The organism is Acidimicrobiales bacterium (genome assembly GCA_035294085.1).
Classification (GTDB): Bacteria; Actinomycetota; Acidimicrobiia; order Acidimicrobiales; family Bog-793; genus DATGLP01.
Map to the genome: position 1 here is coordinate 13,140 of DATGLP010000023.1, position 19,701 is coordinate 32,840.

General features: G+C 74.4%; 17 protein-coding genes. 5 read left to right on the forward strand and 12 right to left on the reverse strand.

Annotated features, from left to right (window positions below):
* Positions 1-15 precede the first annotated feature (15 nt).
* The 4 genes from VKV23_07625 to VKV23_07640 form a co-directional block, all read right to left on the reverse strand.
* On the reverse strand, positions 16-1,032 hold the full coding sequence (locus tag VKV23_07625) for a WYL domain-containing protein (protein ID HLI15903.1): 1,017 nt from the start codon (positions 1,030-1,032) through the stop codon (positions 16-18).
* Complete coding sequence (locus tag VKV23_07630) at positions 960-1,898, reverse strand: WYL domain-containing protein (GenBank protein ID HLI15904.1); 939 nt, start codon at positions 1,896-1,898, stop codon at positions 960-962. The genes VKV23_07625 and VKV23_07630 overlap by 73 nt, the downstream gene beginning before the upstream one ends.
* Before the next feature lie 95 nt (positions 1,899-1,993).
* Complete coding sequence (locus VKV23_07635; protein ID HLI15905.1) at positions 1,994-2,461, reverse strand: hypothetical protein; 468 nt, start codon at positions 2,459-2,461, stop codon at positions 1,994-1,996.
* A complete protein-coding gene (locus VKV23_07640) occupies positions 2,458-3,618 on the reverse strand; it encodes a YbhN family protein (GenBank protein HLI15906.1) in 1,161 nt (386 codons plus the stop codon). Before VKV23_07640 ends, VKV23_07635 begins: the two co-directional genes overlap by 4 nt.
* Positions 3,619-3,707: 89 nt before the next feature.
* Between VKV23_07640 and VKV23_07645 the strand changes: the two genes are divergently transcribed.
* Positions 3,708-5,030: a cyclopropane-fatty-acyl-phospholipid synthase family protein gene (locus VKV23_07645; protein ID HLI15907.1), complete on the forward strand. Its 1,323-nt coding sequence runs from the start codon at positions 3,708-3,710 to the stop codon at positions 5,028-5,030.
* Between the two features lie 51 nt (positions 5,031-5,081).
* Here the strand turns inward: VKV23_07645 and VKV23_07650 are convergent, their stop codons facing one another.
* Genes VKV23_07650 through VKV23_07670 form a run of 5 tightly spaced genes read right to left on the reverse strand, consistent with a single transcriptional unit; the run spans position 5,082 to position 10,417 of the window.
* Entirely contained in the window at positions 5,082-6,686 is a 1,605-nt protein-coding gene (locus VKV23_07650) for a SpoIID/LytB domain-containing protein (protein ID HLI15908.1), read from the reverse strand.
* A 13-nt stretch (positions 6,687-6,699) separates the two neighbouring features.
* Positions 6,700-7,842: a glycosyltransferase gene (locus VKV23_07655; protein ID HLI15909.1), complete on the reverse strand. Its 1,143-nt coding sequence runs from the start codon at positions 7,840-7,842 to the stop codon at positions 6,700-6,702.
* Positions 7,839-8,186 (reverse strand): hypothetical protein, encoded by a 348-nt coding sequence (locus VKV23_07660; GenBank protein HLI15910.1) that lies wholly within the window; start codon positions 8,184-8,186, stop codon positions 7,839-7,841. Before VKV23_07660 ends, VKV23_07655 begins: the two co-directional genes overlap by 4 nt.
* Entirely contained in the window at positions 8,183-9,427 is a 1,245-nt protein-coding gene (locus VKV23_07665) for an ABC transporter ATP-binding protein (GenBank protein ID HLI15911.1), read from the reverse strand. The genes VKV23_07660 and VKV23_07665 overlap by 4 nt, the downstream gene beginning before the upstream one ends.
* A gap of 6 nt (positions 9,428-9,433) precedes the next feature.
* The gene (locus VKV23_07670) at positions 9,434-10,417 is read right to left on the reverse strand and encodes an ABC transporter permease (GenBank protein ID HLI15912.1); all 984 of its coding nucleotides are present in this window, start codon (positions 10,415-10,417) and stop codon (positions 9,434-9,436) included.
* Positions 10,418-10,629: 212 nt separating this feature from the next.
* Here VKV23_07670 and VKV23_07675 point away from each other — a divergent pair, with 212 nt between their 5' ends.
* Both VKV23_07675 and VKV23_07680 read left to right on the forward strand, forming a co-directional pair.
* Positions 10,630-10,923, forward strand: coding sequence for a hypothetical protein (locus VKV23_07675; GenBank protein ID HLI15913.1), 294 nt, complete (start codon positions 10,630-10,632; stop codon positions 10,921-10,923).
* A 3-nt stretch (positions 10,924-10,926) separates the two neighbouring features.
* Positions 10,927-13,305: a glycosyltransferase gene (locus tag VKV23_07680; GenBank protein HLI15914.1), complete on the forward strand. Its 2,379-nt coding sequence runs from the start codon at positions 10,927-10,929 to the stop codon at positions 13,303-13,305.
* Between the two features lie 409 nt (positions 13,306-13,714).
* On the opposite strand, the gene VKV23_07685 is transcribed toward VKV23_07680, so the two are convergent.
* Positions 13,715-14,461, reverse strand: coding sequence for a hypothetical protein (locus tag VKV23_07685; protein HLI15915.1), 747 nt, complete (start codon positions 14,459-14,461; stop codon positions 13,715-13,717).
* Positions 14,458-15,672: a glycosyltransferase family 4 protein gene (locus VKV23_07690; protein HLI15916.1), complete on the reverse strand. Its 1,215-nt coding sequence runs from the start codon at positions 15,670-15,672 to the stop codon at positions 14,458-14,460. Before VKV23_07690 ends, VKV23_07685 begins: the two co-directional genes overlap by 4 nt.
* A gap of 120 nt (positions 15,673-15,792) precedes the next feature.
* Between VKV23_07690 and VKV23_07695 the strand changes: the two genes are divergently transcribed.
* The gene (locus tag VKV23_07695) at positions 15,793-17,415 is read left to right on the forward strand and encodes a hypothetical protein (GenBank protein ID HLI15917.1); all 1,623 of its coding nucleotides are present in this window, start codon (positions 15,793-15,795) and stop codon (positions 17,413-17,415) included.
* 6 nt (positions 17,416-17,421) lie between these two features.
* Positions 17,422-19,140, forward strand: a complete 1,719-nt coding sequence (locus tag VKV23_07700) for a hypothetical protein (protein HLI15918.1) — start codon at positions 17,422-17,424, stop codon at positions 19,138-19,140.
* Here the strand turns inward: VKV23_07700 and VKV23_07705 are convergent.
* Positions 19,118-19,699, reverse strand: a complete 582-nt coding sequence (locus VKV23_07705; GenBank protein HLI15919.1) for an ATP-dependent Clp protease proteolytic subunit — start codon at positions 19,697-19,699, stop codon at positions 19,118-19,120. The genes VKV23_07700 and VKV23_07705 overlap by 23 nt on opposite strands.
* Between the last annotated feature and the right edge of the window lie 2 nt (positions 19,700-19,701).

Below are 19,701 nucleotides of genomic sequence, written 5' to 3' on the forward strand. Positions count from 1 at the left end.
GATGTATCTCGTTACCTACCGTTCACGGTAGCGGGCCAGGGCGAGACGAGCGACCTCGGCCGCCGCTCCGGCGAGATCGGCGGGCTCCACGACGGCTGCCTCCGGTCCGAGCATCAGGAGGAGCCGCCCGAGGAAGTGCGCATCGCCGACGGCGACGGGCACGACGGCGCGCCCGTCCGGCGACTCGCTGACCGGTCCGGCCGCGAGCCGGTCGAGGAGGACCCGGCGCGCGCTCGGCAGGGAGATCTTCACGAGCCGGGTCGTGGCACCGCCGGCGAAGGCCCGCGCGCCCGTGAACTCCGCAGGCGGCGTCCGCGCCGGCACACGGTCGGGCACCGGCCGCACCGCCGCCACCCGCGAGACCCGGAACCGCCGCCAGTCGCCGGCCAGGCGGCAGAAGGCGTCCAGGTAGAAGTGGCCCTCTCGTGCCACGACGGCGTACGGCTCGACGACGCGCGTCGTCTCGTCGCCGCGCCTCGCACCGAGGTAGTCGATCTCGACGCAACGCCCCGCGACCGCTGCCTGCCGCAGCTCCTCGAGGTGCTCGGGGACCTCGAGCTCGACATCGAGGCGGTCCGCACCCAGGGCGGCCTCGAGCTTCGCCAGCGCGCTCGCGAGCGGTCCGTCCTGCTCCGCGCCGTGCACGGCGAGCAGCGCGCGGGCGGCCGCGGCCACGGCGAAGCCCTCGTCGGGCGTGAGCCGAGGGGGGCGGCGCAGCGCCTCGAGGCCGCGGGCCACCACCCGCGAGCCGTCGACGATGAGCTCGAGCAGCTGGTCGGGGGTGTAGGGCGGCAGGCCGCAGCACGCCGCGAGCTCGAGCTCCGCCACGAGGGTCGCCTCGTCCATGGCGAAGCGGCGGGCGAGCTGCGCGATCGACGCCTCGCCGACGCGCGCCAGGTAGGCGAGCACGGCGAGCAGCCGCCGCAGCCGCTCGCCCGCGTCCTTCGTGCCGGCGTCGCTCAGGGCGGGCCCCCTGACGCGGCCGACTCGAGGCGCTCGACGACCCGGGCCCGGAGCGCCTCGGGAGCGCACACCTCGACGGAGTCGCCCAGCCCGAGGACCCAGGCGACGAAGGCCTCCTCGTCGCCGACACGAAAGGCGAGGCGCACCGAGCCGTCGGGGTGGCGGGCCACGACGGCGTCCTCGCCGACGAGCGCCACGACGTCGCGCGCCTCGCGCACGTCGACCTCGACGACGACCTGCGACGCCCCCTCGCCATCGGAGAGCCGGAAGGGCGACAGCCGGAGCTCGGCCTCGAGGTCGAAGCCGTCCGGGCGCTCGAAGGCACCGGGCTCGCCGAGCGTCGGCTCGTCCTCGATCCGGTCCACGCGGAAGGTGCGCAGCCCCCGGCCCTCGGCCGAGGCGTCCCGGCCGATCAGGTACCAGCTGCCGGACCGGAAGGCGAGCCCGTAGCCGGCGACGGTCCGTCGCCGGCCGCGGTAGGAGAAGGAGGCGTACGCCCGCGTGCGCAGGGCCTCCTGGAGGGGACCGAGCGCCGGGAGGGACGGCAGGACGGCGATCGGAGCGAGGTCGGGCAACGGCGAGCCGAGCTTCGCCTGCACCCCGCGTCCGACACCGCCCTCGAGGCGCACGGCGGCGAGCGCGAAGGCGAGCGCCTCCTCCTCCGCCGCGTCGAGCCCGAGCTCGGGGAGGTAGTACTGCTCGGGCGGGATCCGGTAGCCGACCTGGTCGTCGGCGTCGATCCGCTCGACGACCACGGGGATGCCGTTATCCCGAAGCGTCCGCTTGTCGCGCTCGAAGGCCTGGCGCAGCGCTCCGGGCTGCGCCGGGTAGCCGGCGACCTGGTCGCCGATCTCGCGCAGCGACAGCGGACGAGGCGTCTCGAGCAGCACGAGCACGAGGTTCGTGATGCGTTCCAGCCTGCTGAGGCGCGCCACGGCAGGCCATGCTACGGGCGCGACGGCGTCGCCCGGAAGGAACGCCGGCGCGAAGGTGGCCGCCGCCGGCTGCGCGCCGCGGCTCGCGCGGACCGTCAGTGGGTCGGGAACACCCGCGTGAGGCGCCACGGGACGCGCCGGACGAGCAGGGTGACGAGGACCCGCACGTCGTGGAGCCGCACCACGACGAGGGCGTAGCGGTGCGGACCGGGACGCTCGGCGCGCGCCAGCTCCACCTCCCCCGGACGGAAGTCGTCCTGGTAGGCGACGACGCACAGCCCGACGCGAGGCGGGCCCGCGATGCTCGTACCGCGGATGGGCGGGCGCGCCTCGACGAGCAGCCGGGCGAGGTCGTGGGCGCTGAAGTAGCGGACCCCGGCGAAGCGCCCGCGGTCGTGCACCGCATCCCTGGCGACTGCGAGCGCTCGGAAGCACGGGCTCGTGCTCGTACCGAGGGTGTTGCGCGGCGAGGTGCACGCCGCGAGCGAGCAGGACGCCAGCACGACCGCGCTGGCGAGGGCGAGGCGGCGCGCCGCACGCGGCACCCCGTGCACGGCGCTCACGGCGCGATCCTCCCGCCGCGCACCGGCGTGCTCGGGGCAGCCGGAGCAGCGACGCCCCCGGCGATGCGGCGAGCCGCCGACTCGCCGCCGACCGCCGGCGGCGGCCGCTCGGCGACGAGGGCGCGCTGGGCGCGATCGTCCTGACGCCGCTGGACGAGGGCGAGGCCGAGCCAGGTGAGCCAGCCGACGGGCAGGTAGCCCCAGAAGCTGACGATCCGGTAGCACACGACCGCGGCGACCGTCGACGGCTCGGAGCCGCCGAGGGCGACGAGGGCGATGGTGAGGCTCCCCTCGACGAGGCCGAGGCCGCCGGGGGTGATCGGCAGGTTCGCCGCCAGCTGGCCGGCTCCGTAGGCGAGCAGCAGGCCCCGCCACGGCACGCCGGCCCCCACGGCGAGGAAGCTCGCGACGAGCGCGCCGCAGTCGAAGAGCCAGTTCCCAAGGGCGTAGCCGATCGTCGCCACGAGGTCGCGCCAGCCGAGCCGGACCGCGTTGAGGCGAGCGAGGACCTCGTCGACGATGTCGACCCCGCGTCGCTTCGGTCGCCCGGTGAGCCGACGGGACACCTGCAGGAGGCCCACGGCGAGGCGAGCGAGCCAGGCGCGCTGCCAGACGACGGCGTCGGCGACGACGGAGAACGCGAGCACGCCGACCACGACGCCGATGAGGTTGTAGCTCGCGCCCTCGCGCTCGGCGAGGAGCACGCCGAGGACGGCCATGAGCGCGAGGGCGAGCGCCGCGCACACGAGCGTGGCGAGCAGCGTCCAGCCGGCCAGGACGTCGTCGGCGCCGCGACGCCGGTAGCGGCGGAAGGCGTAGATGCTCGCCACGGCCGGACCGCCGGGGACGGAGTTGGCGATCGCACCGGCGGCCAGGCTCAGCGCGGTCGCGTAGCCGAGCCCGATCCCGACCCCACCCGCCGCGAGGAGCCGCCGCTGCAGCAGCCCGAAGGAGGTGAAGGAGGCGACCTCGAGCCCGATGGCGAGCAGTAGCCACCCGACGTGGAGGCGACCGAGCGCGCTCGACGCGCCGACGAGCTCGCCCTTCTGGCCGTTCAGGGCCCACAGCGCGAGCGCGGCCAGACCGAGACCGACGAGGTAGCGGCCGATACGCCAGGCCGCGAGCAGGCGGGCGGATCGCGCGCGGCCCTGCGACACGGCGCAGCGTAGCGAACCGCCGCCGCGCCGAGGTGCACCTCCCTCGCTACCATGCCTGCGCGCCGGCATCGGCGCGAGGGGGTACGACCTTGTCCAGGCGGAGGAGGGCGACGATCGCCGAGGCCGTCGCGCCAGCGATCGAGGCGCTGATCGGTCCGGACCTGCCCGTTGGGGTGCGCTTCTGGGACGGCAGCGCCCTCGGAGCCGCGGACGCCCCAGCCGCGATCGAGGTCCGCTCGCCCCTCGCCCTGCGCTACCTCCTGTGGTCGCCGGGCGAGCTCGGCCTGGCCCGCGCCTACGTCAGCGGCTCGATCGACGCCCGCGGTGACCTCTACGAGATCCTCGCGCTGCGCGACCGCGTCGCGGCGGCGCAGCGACCTCGCAGGCCGCTGCGCGCCGCCGCGGCCGCGCTGCACGCCGCGAGCCGTCTCTCTGCGCTCGGCCCGCCCCCGCCGGTCCCCCGCGAGGAGGCGCGCCTCTCGGGGCGCCGCCACTCCAAGCGGCGCGACGCCGCGGCCATCGCGCACCACTACGACATCTCGAACGACTTCTACCGCATCGTCCTCGGCGAGACGATGACCTACTCCTGCGCGTACTTCGCCCACGAGGACCTCGGCCTCGACGACGCGCAGCACGCGAAGCACGACCTCATCTGCCGCAAGCTGGGGCTGCGCCCAGGCATGCGGCTGCTCGACGTCGGCTGCGGCTGGGGCTCGATGGCGATGCACGCGGCTCGCCACTACGGCGTCGAGGCGGTTGGCATCACGATCTCGCGCGAGCAGGCAGAAGAGGCCCGCCGGCGCGTCGCGCAGGCGGGCCTCCAGGGCCGCGTCGAGATCCGCCTCCAGGACTACCGCGAGGTCTCCGACGGCCCCTACGAGGCGATCTCGTCGATCGGGATGTTCGAGCACGTGGGGCTGAAGCGGCTGAGGGAGTACTTCGACGCCCTCGCGGCGCTCCTGCCCGCGGGCGGCCGCCTGCTCAACCACGGCATCTCCCGGCCGAGCGCGACCCGACGCGCTCGCTTCGCTCGGCGCTCGTTCATCGACCGCTACGTGTTCCCCGACGGGGAGCTGCACGAGGTGGGCAGTGTCGTCTCGGTCATGCAGCGCTGCGGGCTCGAGGTGCGCGACGTCGAGTCGCTGCGCGAGCACTACGCGCGCACGCTTCGTTCCTGGGTGGCGAACCTCGAGGCGAGCTGGGATGCCGCGAGCACCCTCGTCGGCGAAGGCCGCGCCCGGGTGTGGCGTCTGTACATGGCCGCCTCGGCCCTCAACTTCGCGGCCAACCGGACGAGCGTGCACCAGGTCCTCGCCGTGCGCCCGGACGCCACCGGGCGCTCGGGGATGCCGCGGACGCGCGTCGAGCTCCTCGGCTGGGATCGGGCCGACGAGGTCGCGCCGACGACCTAGAGGACGCTCCGCCCCACGAGGCGAGAGCACCGGTGCGCACGACGACGTCCGTCAGCTCGCGGGGGGCGCCGTGCGCGCCGAGGCAGACGGCGCGGCGCCCGGCGGCGCGGGCGCGCCGGCGCGGATTGCGCCCGCCACGGCGAACCAGTCCGAGCGCAGGCCGAGGACGCCAGCGAAGCGCGACCCGGTGGTCTCGACCGTCCGGCGCGAGCCCCGCAGCACGACGCGCAGCACCCGACCCCCGAAGGCGCCTCGGCCGTTGCGTGCCGCGACGGCGATCTGCACGAGCCGACCGACGCGAAAGCGTCGGGCCACCACGCTCGCCGAGAGCACGGCGCGCCAGGTGTGGACGGGATTGCACTCGAGGGGGTCGCCGGCCACGACGCATCGGTCGCCCGCGTCCGGGACCGCTGGGAAGGCGCCTGGCGCCGTCCAGCCTCCCGAGGAGGCCGAGTAGCGGGTGGCGACGATGCGTGAGGTGCCGCGCGCCACGCGCACCTCGCCGACCGTGTCGCGCACCGCGAGGTTCGAGACGGGGCTCTCGTAGTCGGCACCGACGTAGGCCTGGCAGAACGTCGAGTCGCAGATGTCGGCGTAGCCGTTCCAGCCACCCCCCTCGGCGTACGCGAGGACGTACGAGCGCGCCGCGACCGCCTGCGCCTCGAGGGCCTGGAAGCCCCACGGCTCGCCCTGGGGCGCCCCGTCGCTCCCGCCGGCGCGCCCCCAGGCCGGCGACTCCTCGGCGGGGACCACGCCGTCGAGGTAGGACTCGAGGGGGACGACGTTGATCGTCCGCTCGTAGCCGTCGCGATCGTAGGCCTGGATGCGGCCGCGCAGCGCCTCGTCGAGGCCGTCGTGGCGGCAGAGGGTGAGCAGCTCGGCACGGGGGGCGCTCGGCGCCTCGCTCGCTGGGATGGCGACCGGGTCGACGAGCCCGGTCGCCACCGGCGCGCGCGTGCCGACGGCTCGCCGCGCTGCCGAGCAGGAGGGCCCCTCGAAGGCGCTCCAGGTCCCGTCAGGCTCGAGGCGCAGGTCGACGGCCTCCCCAGCCGGGACGCTGAGGGTGCTCGCGGGCACGAGGGGGCCGGTCGCAGACGGCGCCCCCGTCGTCGAGGAGGTGGCCGTGCTGGTCGTCGACGGCACGGTCGTGGTCGAGGACGAGCTCGTCGTCGACGAGAGGGCGGTGGTGGTCGACGGCGCGGTCGTGATCGAGGACGAGCTCGTCGTCGACGAGGGGGCGGTGGTGGTCGACGGTTGGCTCGAGCTGGCCGAGACGACCACGAAGCCCGCCGCCGAGGTGATCACCGGGTCGAAGCCGACGTTCGTCGCGAGGTCGAGGTTCTCGAGGATGAGCACGCGCAGCGAGGGGTCCGGGCTGCGGCCGAGCGCCGCCAGGGTGCTCGGTGCCGTCCCGCCGTAGAAGTGGGTGAGGATCCGCTCGTAGCTCCAGTGGTAGCGAACGGCGTAGCCGAAGTCTCCCCACTGGCCCATGCCGATGCCGGGACCCCAGCCGTGCCCCACGAGGAGCAGACGCGCGAGCGGCCTCGGCACGGCAGCGACGGGCAGAGCCGGGACGAACGAGGCGAGCAGCACCACGCCGCACAGCACCCCCATCGAGGCGCGCCGGCGCCCTCGGACCAGGATCCTCCTGTGCACGGTGCATCAGATGTTACGCCTGAGGCTGGAGTGAATCGCCATCTCGGGAGGTGACGAGCGTGACGGCCTCGGCGATCGCCGCGGCGAAGGCTGCCTCGGCCCGGTCGCGGCTGAACAGCGCCGCTCGGGCGCGTCCCCGCTGGACGAGCGCGGCCCGCAGGCCTGGATCGGTGAGGACGCGGCGGGCCGCAGCGGCGACGTGGGCCGGGTCCTTGCGCTCGAGCAGCACCCCGGCATCCCCGAGCGTGCCGGGAACCGCGGCGGCGGCGAAGGCGACCACGGGAAGGCCTCGTGCCATCGCCTCGACCAGCGGGGCGCAGAACCCCTCGTGGTCGGAGCAGCACACGAAGACGTCGGCCGCCTCGTAGTAGGCCGCGAGCGCAGCGGTCGGCACCGAGCCCGGGAGGTCGACCGCGTCCTCGAGCCCGAGCGCGGCGACGAAGCGCTCAAGCGCGTCGCGGTAGGCGCTGCCCATCTCCCGCCCGACGAGGTGCAGCCGGGCCCGTTCGTCGTAGACCTCCCGGTAGCAGGCGAAGGCGGCCACGACGTCGTGCTGAGCCTTGTGCGGGGCGAGCTGACCGACGAAGAGCCAGTCGCTCCCGCCCTCGGCGCGGCGTGCGGCGAGGCGCGCCCGCACCTGCGGGTCGGCGGGGGCGGCGACGTTGCCCGGCTCGACGAGGACGGGCACCACGCGGGCGATGGCGAAGCCCGCCGCCTCGAGCTCGGCCGCGTTGTAGGGCGAGTCGGCGAACGCGAAGTCGACGATCGGCGCCAGCTCCCGCAGCTGCGCCCGCCCGAGTCGGGCCTCGTCGGCGAGCGGCGGGAGCCACCGCTCGACGAGGTGTGCCGGGGTGACGTTGTGGTAGTCGAGCAGCTTCCGTCCTGGGTGACGGGCGAACACCTCCGCCGCGGGACTGCCGATCGAGTGCTGGTAGCACAGCCAGTGCCGGTCGGGATCGGTGACCTCCAGCTCCTCGAGGGGGCGGACCCTGCCTGCGCAGCCGGGCCCGATGATCCGGGCGAACACGTCGGAGGCGTAGCCGAGGGAGCGCAGCAGCCGCTGGGCGGCGAAGGTGTGGTTGCTCACCGCGTCGTGCTCGACGATGGCCGGGATGACCTGGTCGATGCGGACCGGCGAGGGCGGACCCGAGCTCATCGGTCGCGGCGCGACCGCCACCGCGCGATCCGTGCGGCGGCTCCTTCGACGCGTGCCAGCCCAGCGCGCAGGACGGGGCGGGCCGGTGCCGGCACGAGCAGCCGTGCGACGCGGCGGAGCGCGCGGGACCGCTCGGCGAGACGCGGGACTCGAAGCGCTGCGGCGGCGGCGAGCTCGAAGCGCTCGGCGAGGTCGGCGTCGCGCGACGCGTCCCAGTGCCCCTCGGCGGCGAGGCGAGCCACCTCTGCCTCGATCTCCGCCGCCAGCGTGCCGAGGTCGCACGCGGCGCGCCCGACCTCCTCGGTGGCAGGCGGCCGCGCCCGGCTCTCGCCGGCCGAGCTCACGGCAGCGTGCGGCTCGCGAGCGAGGGGCGGGCGTCGCCCGGCGCCACGAGCTCGACGCGCAGCGGCAGTGCCACGATCCCCGTCGCCCTGCCAGGGTTCATCACCTCGAACTTGGCGGCGTTCTCGGCGACGTCGAGCACGGCGCCGCGCTCGTCGCGCACGTCGAGGCTCACCGTGAAGCTCCCGTCGAGGAGCGGCAGCGAGTCGAAGACGAACGAGAGGCTGCCGGCCCCCGGCGCCAGCGCGATCGGCTGCCCGAGCGCCCCGGTGGCGCTCGAGTAGACGACCTCGTTGCGCGCCGACAGGACGGTGATGCTGAAGCTCGCCGCCGCCACCGCCTCGGCGACCTCGAAGTCGACGTGGAGCGCGAGCGGCTCGCCGCTCACGACGTAGCTGCGCTCGGCCTGGCCGGGGTGCTCGACGCGCGTCCCGAGGATGCGCACCTGGCGGTGCCCGAGGCCCGGCGCGGAGCCGGCGACGCCCGGCTCGCCCTCCGGCCCGACCGCCCCGGCGTCGATCAGGATCCCCCGGAAGGCCTGGATCGCCTCGCCGGGGCTCGACATCGTGACGAGCTCCCCGCGGTCGAGCACCATGATCTCGTCGCACACCTGGCGCAGCAGGTCGGGAGAGTGGGCCACGACGACGATCGTGCGGCCCTCGCGCTGGAAGGCGCGGACGCGCTCGAGGCACTTCTGCTGGAACCGCTCGTCGCCGACGGCCAGCACCTCGTCGACGAGCAGGACGTCGGGCTCGACGTTCACAGCGACCGCGAAGCCGAGGCGGACGTACATCCCCGAGGAGTAGTACTTGACCTGGTTGTCGATGAACTGGTCGAGCTCGGCGAACTCGACGATGGCATCGAAGCGGCGATCGATCTCCCTCCGGGAGAGGCCGAGCAGCGAGCCGTTGAGGTAGATGTTGTCCCGGCCCGACAGCTCCGGCTGGAACCCCGCGCCGAGCTCGAGCATCGCGGCGAGCTGACCGCGCACGACGACCTGCCCGGACGTCGGCTGGAGGATGCCGGCGATGCACTTCAGCAGCGTCGACTTCCCCGAGCCGTTGCGGCCGAGGATCCCGACCGTCTTTCCCGCCTCGATCTGCGCCTCGACGTCCCGCAGCGCCCAGAAGTCCTCGTAGGGGATGTGACCGGCGTGGAGGACCCGCTCCTTGAGCGACGTGTACTTCTCGTGGTACAGGCGGAAGCGCTTCGAGACCCGCTGGATGTCGATCGCGAGGGCCACGCCGGCTCACAGCTCCTCGGCGAAGTTCCCCTCGATGCGCCCGAAGACCACCAGCGCACCGAGCAGGAGAACCACGCCGATCCCGAGCACCCACGCCAGCATCACGAGGTAGAAGTGGTACGGGTAGTTGGCGAGCTGGTAGCTCACGACCCGCCCAAGGTGGTGGACCGGGTCGGCGTAGGTCACGTAGGAGACCTTGCCGTAGAACGCCCGCTGGAAGGCGAGCACGATCGGGGTGATCGGGTCGGCGAGGTACAGGTAGCCGAGCCAGCGGTGCGACGGGGTGTAGACCTTGTTGAAGCTGTAGATGATCGGCACTCCCCAGAACCATGCCTGCAGGAGCACCGCGATCAGGTGCTCGATGTCCCGCAGGTAGACGTTCACCGCGGACAGGAAGATCGCGATCGCCGCGGTGAGCACGACGAGGTCGACGAGCGCGAACGGCACGAGCGGCAGCCAGCTCCACGCCGGTGCGACCTGGAACCCCGCGAGGAAGACGGCCATCACGACGAGCTGGAAGCCGAAGAACACCACCGCTGCCCCGACCTGCGACATGGCCAGGATCTCGCGGGGGAACGCCACCTTCTTCACGATCCCCGCGGCCGCGACGATCGACGTCGACGAGCCCATGAGCGCGTTGTTGAAGAGGTTCCACACGAGCAGGCCCGAGAAGAGGAACAGGGCGTAGTCCGGGACGTTCGCCTTCAGGAAGTACGTGAAGACCACGTAGTAGACGACGAGGACCACCGCCGGGTTCAGCATCGACCAGAGGAAGCCGAGGATGCTCCCCTTGTACTTGACCTTGAGCTCCTTGCGGACGAGGAAGAGGAAGAGCTCGCGCGACCGCCACAGGTCCTTCAGCCGCACCGGCAGGCTGACGCGCGCGGCGACCACGCGAGCCGGGAGCTCGCGCGCCGGTGCCGGTGCGAGCTCGAGGGGCGCTACCTCGTCGAGGAGCTCATGGGCGGGCGGCACACCGGCCTCGCTCACCGTCCCCATCTCGATCTATCCCTTCCGCGTTCGCGCCGTCGGTCACAACACCGCTCGAGGCGCCCGACGACCCGGTCGAGGACTCGGTCGCGTCACTGGGAGCACACCAGCCGGCTCGCAGCCGTGCGACGATCCTAGCGGCGCGTCCCAAGCGTAGATGCCGCGACCGGGCCGGTAGCATGGCCCGCCGTGGTCGAGAGGGAGGACCCGCCGTGACGGGCGTACCAGGACGGCGGCGCCTCCTGCGGCGAGCCCGCACCGCCGCCTCGCTACCGGGGCGCGTGGTCGCCTGCGAAGACCGCGTCAGCGCCCTCGAGGCGCGAGTCGCGGCCCGTCTCGACGAGATCCGCGCCGAGCTCGCCGAGGTCCGGTCGCTCCTCACCGGGGTCCTCGACGCCGAGGCGGACGCCACCGAGCTCGTCGGGAGGCTCCTGCGAGCCTCGACGGACCGCCTCGAGGCGCTCGAGGCAGCCCTCGGCGGTCGCGTCGGGCCGCCCGACGCCTGAACGATGGGAAGGGTCGACCACCCCGGCCCCCTCGCCGTCGACCTCCAGGCCCTGCAGAGCCCCATGACGCGGACGCGCGGCATCGGCCGGTACGCGGCTGACTTCGCGCTCGCCCTCGAGGAGCACCGACCCGACCTCGTCGGTCGCTACCTGCTCAACCCGCGGCTCCCCCCACCTGCCCCGCTCGAGCCGCTCCTGGCCACCGGCAAGCTCGCCTACGTCGGCGACGCGGACGCCATCGGCCCGTGGACTCGCGTCCTCCACCTGCTCTCCCCGCTCGACACCTCGAGCCCGACCGCCGCGCTGTGGCCGGCGCAGGCCGCACGCGCCGGGGTGCGCCTGAGCGTGACCGTGTACGACCTCATCCCGGCGGCGGAACCGACCACGCACCTCGCCGACCCCCTCGAGCGGCGCCGGTACCGGACGCACCTCGAGCTCGTGCGCGCCGCGGAGCGCCTGCTCGTGCTGTCGCGCGCCGCCGCGAGCGACCTCGAGCGCCTCCTCGGCTGCGAGAGCCGGCGCATCGTCGAGGTCGGCGCGGCACCGAGCCGGGAGTTCCTCGACCCGCCGCGGCCGCACGAGGACGGACCGGTCCGGCCGCCCTACGTCCTCTACCCGAGCGGACACCACCCCAGGAAGAACAACGAGCGCCTCGTGGAGGCGTTCGCCCTCCTCCCCGAGGCGCTGCGCGGCCGCTACCGCCTCGTCGTCTCCGGCGACTTCCCCGCACCCGCGGCCCACCACCTCCAGCACCTCGCCGCCGGTCGTTTCGAGCTCTGCCTGCCGGGCCGCCTGCCCAGCTGGCAGTTCGCCGCGCTCGTCGCCAACGCGGCCCTCGTCTGCTTCCCGAGCCTCGCGGAAGGCTTCGGGCTGCCGGTCGCGGAGGCGCTCGCCTGCGGGACGCCGGTGATCGCCTCCGACCGCCCTCCCCTCGACGAGCTCGTCGAACGCGAGGGGCGCTTCGATCCCGAGTCCGCCGTCGCGATCGCTCGGGCCATCGCCGCGGCCCTCGGCGACGACGCGCTGCGCCGCCGCCTCGCCGTCGGGCGGCCAGGCGCCGTGCGCACCTGGCGGACGGTCGCCGAGCGCGCCGGCGAGGCCTTCGACGAGCTCCTCGCTGCGCCGAGGCGGCCGAGCCGTCGCCGACGACGGCGTCTCGCCGTCGTGACCCCGCTCCCTCCCTCCCCGACCGGCGTCGCCGCGTACAGCTTCCGCCTGCTCGAGCAGCTCAGCGGGCGGCGCCACCTCGAGGTCGAGGCGTTCGCGGACGGCCCGACGCCCGGCCAGGTCGCGCCGGACGGCGTCGCTCGCTACAAGGCGGCGAGCCTCCGGCGCGTCGAGGCGCTCACGGGCGGCTACGACGCAGTGCTCTACGTGCTCGGCAACAGCCACCACCACCTCGGCGCGCTCCGCCTGCTGCGCGAGCGCCGCGGGAGCATCCTCAGCCACGACGTGCGGCTCACGAACCTCTACCGGCACGAGCACGGCGACCCCGGGCTGCGACGGGGCGGCCTGGCACGAGCCATCGCCGCGATGTACGGCGACGCGATCCCGGCCGGGCTCGGCGACAACGAGGAGCTCTCGCCCGCCGACCTCGAGAGCTACGGCCTGTACCTCGCGCGCGAGGCGGTGACGCTGGCGGAGCGCTTCCTCGTCACGTCGCGGGCGGCCGTCCAGCTCGCGCGCCTCGACGCCGGGGGTCGCGGCACGATCCTCCCCCTCCCCTTCGCCATCGCCGCGCCCGACCCCCGCCCGCTCCTCTTCACGGGCGCCGCGTCGCGCGCACCGGACGGCCTCGCCCAGGCCGGTCGCTGGTGGGGGCAGCACCCCGAGGGATTCGACGGCCCCCTCATCGCCCACTTCGGGATCGTCGACCCGATCAAGCGGCCCGAGCTGCTCGTCGAGGCGGCGGCGTGCTGCCGCGGGTCCCATCCGAAGCTGCGCCTCGCCTTCGTCGGACCGGTCGCCGACGAGCTCGCGCGCGACCTCGCCCGCCAGGCCGAGCAGGCCGGGCTCGGCGACGCGCTCGTGCTCACGGGAGCGCTCCCGCCAGCGGCGTACCGCGCCTGGCTCGACCGCTGCCTCGTCGCCATCCAGCTGCGTGCGGGGTTCAACGGCGAGGCGTCGGCCGCCGTCGGCGAGTGCCTGGCCTGCGGCGTCGCCACGGTCGTCACCGAGCTCGGCTGGATGCGCGAGCTGCCCGACGACGCGGTGGAGAAGGTAGCGCCGACGCTCGAGGCAGGCGAGCTCGCGGCGGTGGTCTCGCGCCTCCTCGTCGACGAGGCGCGGCGCGCCCGCCTCGGCCGGCGCGGCCGCGACCTCGCCGCCCACCAGGGCTTCGATGCCGTGGCCGACGCCGTGCTCGACGCGCTCGCGCTCTAGGGGCGCTGACGGCGACCAGCACGCGAGACCAGGCCCGCGACAAGTCGACCTCGGCGCCGGAGCGAACCCCCTGGCGCGCCGGCGCGAGGCCGCCGGATCGATCGAGGACGAGGCGACCGCCTGCCCGGGTCGCGGCGATGCCGACCGGCTCGTGCCGACGGTCAGGTCCTCGCCCGCGCCTCTCGCCCCGAGGTCGGGCTGGCGTGGCCGAGGCCGAGCTGGCGCGGCACGAGGTCTGCCGACCGACGAGCCGGCGAGCGACAAGCGGGGACCAGGCGGAACGGGGTCGTGCCAGACCGAGCTCGGCGTCGCTGCGCCGCCAGCGACCGCAGGAAGCGGCCCGTCGCCGTCGACGCCGGTCGCGCCGCCCCGCAGGCGGGCGCCCGGCTCGCCGCTCGTGCTGGTGCCGTTACCGGCGCAGGGCGCGACGCCCTACCTCCACGAGCACGAGGCGTGCCAGCCTCGGGCTGGCGAGCCCACGGCGTGGCGGCGTGGCGAACACGCTCTCGGAGAACGGCCCGGCGGAGGCGGCACCGAGCGCCGCTCGGGCGTCGTTGCAGCCCCGGCCGCTCGCAGCACGGATCCGGACGAGCGCCAGCACCTCCTCCTGCAGGTCCTCCTCGGTCGGCGCCGGCCAGCCGTCTCGCCCGCCGGCGTGCTCGGACCGGCCTGGTGGCTCGACCGCGATACGCCCTCGCTCGACTCCCGGCGCCGCTGCCAGCTGGGCGGCATCCTCCTCGCAGCCGACGACGATCCGCCGGGCCGACGCCCACACCCCCCGAGCGGCCCGGCCCCCGAAGCCCCCCGGGATGGGCGCCGGGCTGTCGACGCGGATCGTCACGTCCCGCCACAGGCGCAGGGCGGCGCCGAGCGCGACGAGCGCGAGCGCGCGCCCCAGCCGGCCGGTGGTCGGTCGACACGGCACGCCCGGTTCGAGCCGCAGCACGAGCGCATCGAAGCGCGCCGCGCCCAGCGCGACCTCGAGCGCGAGCCACAGCCCGTCGAGGCGGGCAGTCCGGTGCGCCGCGGCGCGCGCGTCGGGCGAGCACACCTCGACGGTGTGGCCCTGCTCGGCGAGGTCAGCCGCGACCTCGCCGAGCAACTGGGCGAAGCTCCCGCCGGAGGGGGGAACGGTGCCGACGACGAGGACCCTCACCGTCGGACCCGCCTGGCGAATGCCCGCAGCGAGCGTTCCATCGCATCGAGGACGACGTCCCAGGTGTAGTTGGCGAGCACGTACGCCCGCCCACGCGCCGCCAGAGCGGCGGCGGCCTTCGGCGCCTGCGCCACGAAGCGGAGGCACTCGGCGAGCTCGAGGTCGTCGCGGTACGTGAGGCCCCCGCCCGAGCGCTCGACGTGCCAGGTCACCACCTCGCCGGCCGCGCTCGCGATGACCGGCGTGCCGGCGAGCCAGGCCTCCATGACCGTGCGCGAGAAGCTCTCGTTCGCGCTCGGCTGCACGAGGGCGTCGGCGGCCGCGAAGGCATGCGGGAGCTGCGCCCGGTCGAGGTAGCCGAGGTCGACGACCCGGTCGGCCAGGCCGTCGGGCACCTCGGCCGCACCGACACCGACCGTCACGAGGTCGAAGGGGAGGTCGCCGGTGGCGAGCGCTGCCGCGAAGCCGGCGAGCAGATCGCGCCAGCCCTTGCCCGCCTCGCGCCGACCTGCGTAGAGGAGGAAGGGCCGGTCGATGCCGTGCCGGCGCCGGAAGCCCGCCGGGTCGTAGCCGGACGGCACCTCGACGGCGCCGCCGACGACCCGGTGGTGGGGCGGCAGTCCGGGCGCGAGCCGGTGCGCGAGCTGGTGCTCGGGCTCGGAGAGGAACCACACGCCGCCCACCGACGACAGCGTCTGGCGCACGACGGCGAGCCGAGCGTACGGCTCGTCGTGGAGGCAGGGCATCACGATGCTGCGATCGGGCACGACCTGCGCGCCGTAGATCGTCGACCAGAAGAGGTAGGGGGACAGGACCACGGCGTCGAGATCGCGCGCCGCGCCGAGCAGGTGGAGGTAGAGGTCCGGCACGCGAAAGCGCGCGTTCACCCAGGCCACCTCCTCGGCCGCGTCGAGGCGCTCGCCTCGCTGCACGCGTCGCTCGAGCTCGGCGGCGAGGAGGCGCCGACGCGACCGGACCGTCCTGAACCGGCGGATCGTCACCCCCGCCTCGACGAACGTGCCGGCCTCGAACTCGTTCGCCCAGCTGAAGTGGCTGCGGGCGCACGTCGTGAGGAGCTCGACCACGTGGCCGCGCGCCGCGAGCCCGCGCGCCGCTTCGGCCACCACCGCCTCCGAGCCGCCGACGACACCCTCGCCGTAGCGGGGCGTGACGAAGGCGACGCGCAGCGGTCGCTCGCTCGTGCCTGCCACTCCAGCCGCCTCTCCCGCCGGCACGCCCCGGCGTGAGCCACGATCGTACGTCCGCGGCGGAGCACGCGATGTCCGGGCGGGTCCGGCTCGCAGCTGGCTCATTCGCTAAGATCGCCCGGCGTGGCACAGCTCGGCTCGGGCCGGTTGTGGCGCGCCGTTGCGGCAACCTGGTCCGCGCCGGTCGTCGCCGGCACGATGCTGCTCGGCGCCACTGCCCTCCCCCTTGGCGCCAGCGCGAGCCAAAGTGGCGCTGGCGCGCGAGAACGTGGTTCGGTTCCCTGCCCGGCCACGGTCCACGTCGCCCCGACGGTCAGCTGGCCGGCGCCGGCCTGGAAGGCCTGCTTCCCCGGGACCATCACGGAGAGCTCGCCCACGTTCGCGACCTTCCGGGAGGAGGCCATCGTTGCGGTGGGCGACGAGCGCGGCTACGTCCACGTGCTCGATGCCGCGACCGGCGCCGAGCTGCCCGGCTGGCCGAGAGCCATGGCCGCGCCCCGCGGCCAGCACGCCGCCATCGAAGGAAGCCCGACGATCGCCTTCCTCGACGGGCCGAACCGGCCGCCCTCGATCATCGTCGGCTCCGCCTCCACCTGGGTGCACGACACCGTCGGCGAGCTCGAGGCGTTCCGCCTCGACGGGGCTCGCCGCTTCGTCTTCCGCGTCGGCGCGGCGACGGGCACGGCGGTCGGGGTCTTCTCGAGCCCTGCCGTCGGGGACCTCGCCGGCAACGGCCAGGTGGACATCGTCTTCGGCTCCTGGGACCACAACCTCTACGCGCTGGACCGGGCTGGCCACCTCCTGCCAGGGTTTCCCGTCAACAACGCCGACACGATCTGGTCCTCGCCGAGCCTCTACCACCTCCCCGGCGTCCGCGGGGAGGACATCTACCTCGGCAGCGACGCCTCCGGGCTCGACGGCTGCGTCGGAGGCTGGGTGAGCGACTACCGCTACGTGCGCGGCGCGCCACGGCTCGTCTGGCGCCACTGCGAGCGCCAGTCGATCTGGTCGAGCCCCGCCGTCGGCGTGATCAACGGCACGCACCAGCCGGTCGTCGTCGTCGGGACGAGCTTCTACGAGCAGCCCTTCCCGCAGGCGACGTACCGCCTCTACGCCTTCTACGCGCGAAGCGGCCGACCGGTGCGCGGCTGGCCCGTCACGACCTCGGGGCCCACCCTCGGGTCGCCGGCGATCGGCAACGTCGACGGCGGCACCACGGCGTCCGTCGTCGACACGTCCTTCGTCTGCGCCGGATCGACCGACACGAGCTGCGTGTCGACGAACGTCTCGCGAGTGAGCGCCTGGAGCGGCTCGGGCCGACTGCGGTGGTCCCAGACACTGCGCGGGCCGACGGATTTCGCCTCCCCGGTCCTCGTACCGCTGCTCGACCACGCCCAGCAGGACGTGCTCGTCGGCTCCCCCGACGGCCTCTACCCGCTCGACGGCGCGACGGGTGCCTACCTGTACGGGACTGGCTTCTCGAACCAGTGGGCGGCGATCAACCCGGGCTGCCGCGTCTTCTCGAGCGTCGCCGTCGGTGCGGTGCCCGGACGAGGCGAGTACGTCTTCGAGTCCTGCGGCGGTCCACCCGGCTTCGGCGTCCCCGGCGAGGTCGCGGCCTACCGCCTCCCGCTCCAGAGCGCGACGCCGCCGGCGTGGCCGATGTTCCGCGCCGATGCGGCGCACGACGGGACGGTGCCCCCGACGGCGCCCCCGGGCACACAGTCCGCCTCCCGTGCTGGCTGAGCAGCCATGGCGAGCCGTCTCGGCGTCAGCGAGTCGCCAGGGCAGCGGCACCGTCCAGCGCAGCTCGCCGCGCTGATCCGCCCTCGGCTCGCGAGCGGGGCGCGCCGACTGCTCGGCACCGTGGCGCTCGCCAGGGGGTGGCGCGCCGCACCGTGCCTCGCCGCCGCGGCGGCTCTCGCCCTCGCTGGCGTCCCCCCGGCGGCGGCAGCCGCGGGCCACGACGCCCCCCTCGCCGCCCAGCCGTTCCCCGCTCCCACGTGGGTGGACACCGCCGGCCCCGTCGCCCTCAGCTCGCCGACCGTCGCCACCTTGGACGGCGTCGAGGCCGTCGTGTTCGGCACCGAGTCCGGCTACCTCTACGCGGTCGACGCGGCGACGGGCCAGAGCCTGCCGGGCTGGCCCGTCGCCGTGAGCCTCGGGCCAGGCGTCCCGACCGCGATCGAATCGAGCCCCACCGTCGCCTACCTCGACGGACCGTCCAAGCCGCCCACGATCATCGTCGGCGCCGGTTCGACGTACGTCGCGCACCAGCAGGGCGGACTCATGGCCTTCCGGGAGAACGGGTCGGTGCGCTTCGTCTTCCACACCCTCGACGTGTTCAACGAGTGGGACGGGTCGAGCACGCCGGGACCGACCGGCTACGACAACGCCGTCTTCTCGACGCCTGCGGTCGGCGACATCACGGGCAACGGCCAGCAGGACATCGTCTTCGGCTCCTGGGACCACCGCCTGTACGCGCTGACCCCGAGCGGCCGCCTCGTGCACGGCTTCCCGATCGACACCGAGGACACGATCTGGTCCTCGCCAGCGCTGTTCCACGTGCGCGGCAGGGGACGCGCCGAGGACATCTTCATCGGGGGGGACGCGTCGGGGCACGATGGCTGCTACGGGGGCTTCGTCTCCGACTACACCTACCGGCGTGGCGCCCCGCGCCTCGTCTGGCAGCACTGCGAGAACCAGACGATCTGGTCGAGCCCCGCCGTCGGCGTGATCAACGCGACCGGGCGCCCGGCAGTCGTCGTCGGAACGGGCTTCGGCGAGCCGCCCCCGTACAGGTCGGCGTCCTACCGGCTCTTCGCCTTCTACGCCGACAACGGTCGCCGCGTGCCCGGCTGGCCGGTCCGCACGCTCGGCCCGTCCTTCGGCTCGCCGGCGATCGGCACCCTCCCGGGCAGCAACCTCCCGTCGGTCGTCGACACGTCGTGGTGCGTACGCTGCGACCGGTCGCGCCCGGGCGCCTCCGAGGTGTACGCGTGGTCGGGGTCGGGCACGCTCGAGTGGAGCCAGACGCTCGAGGGACCGAACGACTTCTCCTCGCCCGTCCTCGCCGACCTGACGGGCACGGGCGTGAACGACGTCCTCGTCGGCTCGTCAGCCGGGCTCTACGCGCTCGACGGCGCCACCGGCGCCTTCCTGTTCGGAACGAGCGAGACGGCTGCGATCAACACGTGCTCGATGCAGAACGCCGTCGCCGTCGCCGACGTCCCGGGCAGCGGACCGGGTGCCGGCTGGCACCTGTTCGAGGCCTGCGGCGGCCCGAAGGAGCTCATCGCGACCGGCCGGCTGTTCTCCTACCCGCTGCCGGCTGCCCCGGCGAGCCCGCCGCCGTGGCCGATGTGGCGGGCCGATCCGACCCACGATGGCGTCGCGGCATCGACCCTGCCACTCGAGCGGCGCGCCCTCGCGCGCGTGCGCTCGCGCCTCAGGAGGACGCGGGCGCCTTGAACGTGGACCGCTCGATGACCCGGTCGATGAAGCCGTACTCCCGCGCCTCCTCGGCGGTGAACCACCGGTCGCGATCGGAGTCCGCCTCGATGCGCTCGACGGTCTGCCCGGTGTGGAAGGCGATCCGCTCGGCCATCATCCGCTTCAGGTAGATGATCTGCTCGGCCTGGATGGCGATGTCGGCTGCCTGGCCGTGCATCTGCCCGGACGGCTGGTGCATCAGGATCCGCGAGTGCGGCAGCGCGAAGCGCTTGCCCGGCGCGCCCGCGCAGAGCAGGAACTGCCCCATCGAGGCGGCCAGGCCGAGGCAGACGGTCGAGACGTCGCAGCGCACGTACTGCATCGTGTCGTAGATCGCGAGGCCATCGGTGACCGACCCGCCCGGAGAGTTGATGTACAAGCTGATGTCGCGCTCGGGGTCCTCGGCGTCGAGCAGGAGGAGCTGGGCGCAGATCAGGTTCGCGGACCGCTGGTCGACCTCGGTGCCGAGGAAGATGATCCGCTCCTTGAGCAGGCGCTGGTAGACGTCGTTCGAGCTGTCGCTGGGGCTCGCGGCCATCG

Bases quoted from the DNA above. Each gene is read 5' to 3' on its own strand.
- VKV23_07655 (HLI15909.1), bottom strand. From the start codon at position 7,842: ATGAGCTCGGGTCCGCCCTCGCCGGTCCGCATCGACCAGGTCATCCCG.
- VKV23_07705 (HLI15919.1), bottom strand. From the start codon at position 19,699: ATGGCCGCGAGCCCCAGCGACAGCTCGAACGACGTCTACCAGCGCCTG.
- VKV23_07680 (HLI15914.1), top strand. From the start codon at position 10,927: ATGGGAAGGGTCGACCACCCCGGCCCCCTCGCCGTCGACCTCCAGGCC.
- VKV23_07700 (HLI15918.1), top strand. From the start codon at position 17,422: ATGGCGAGCCGTCTCGGCGTCAGCGAGTCGCCAGGGCAGCGGCACCGT.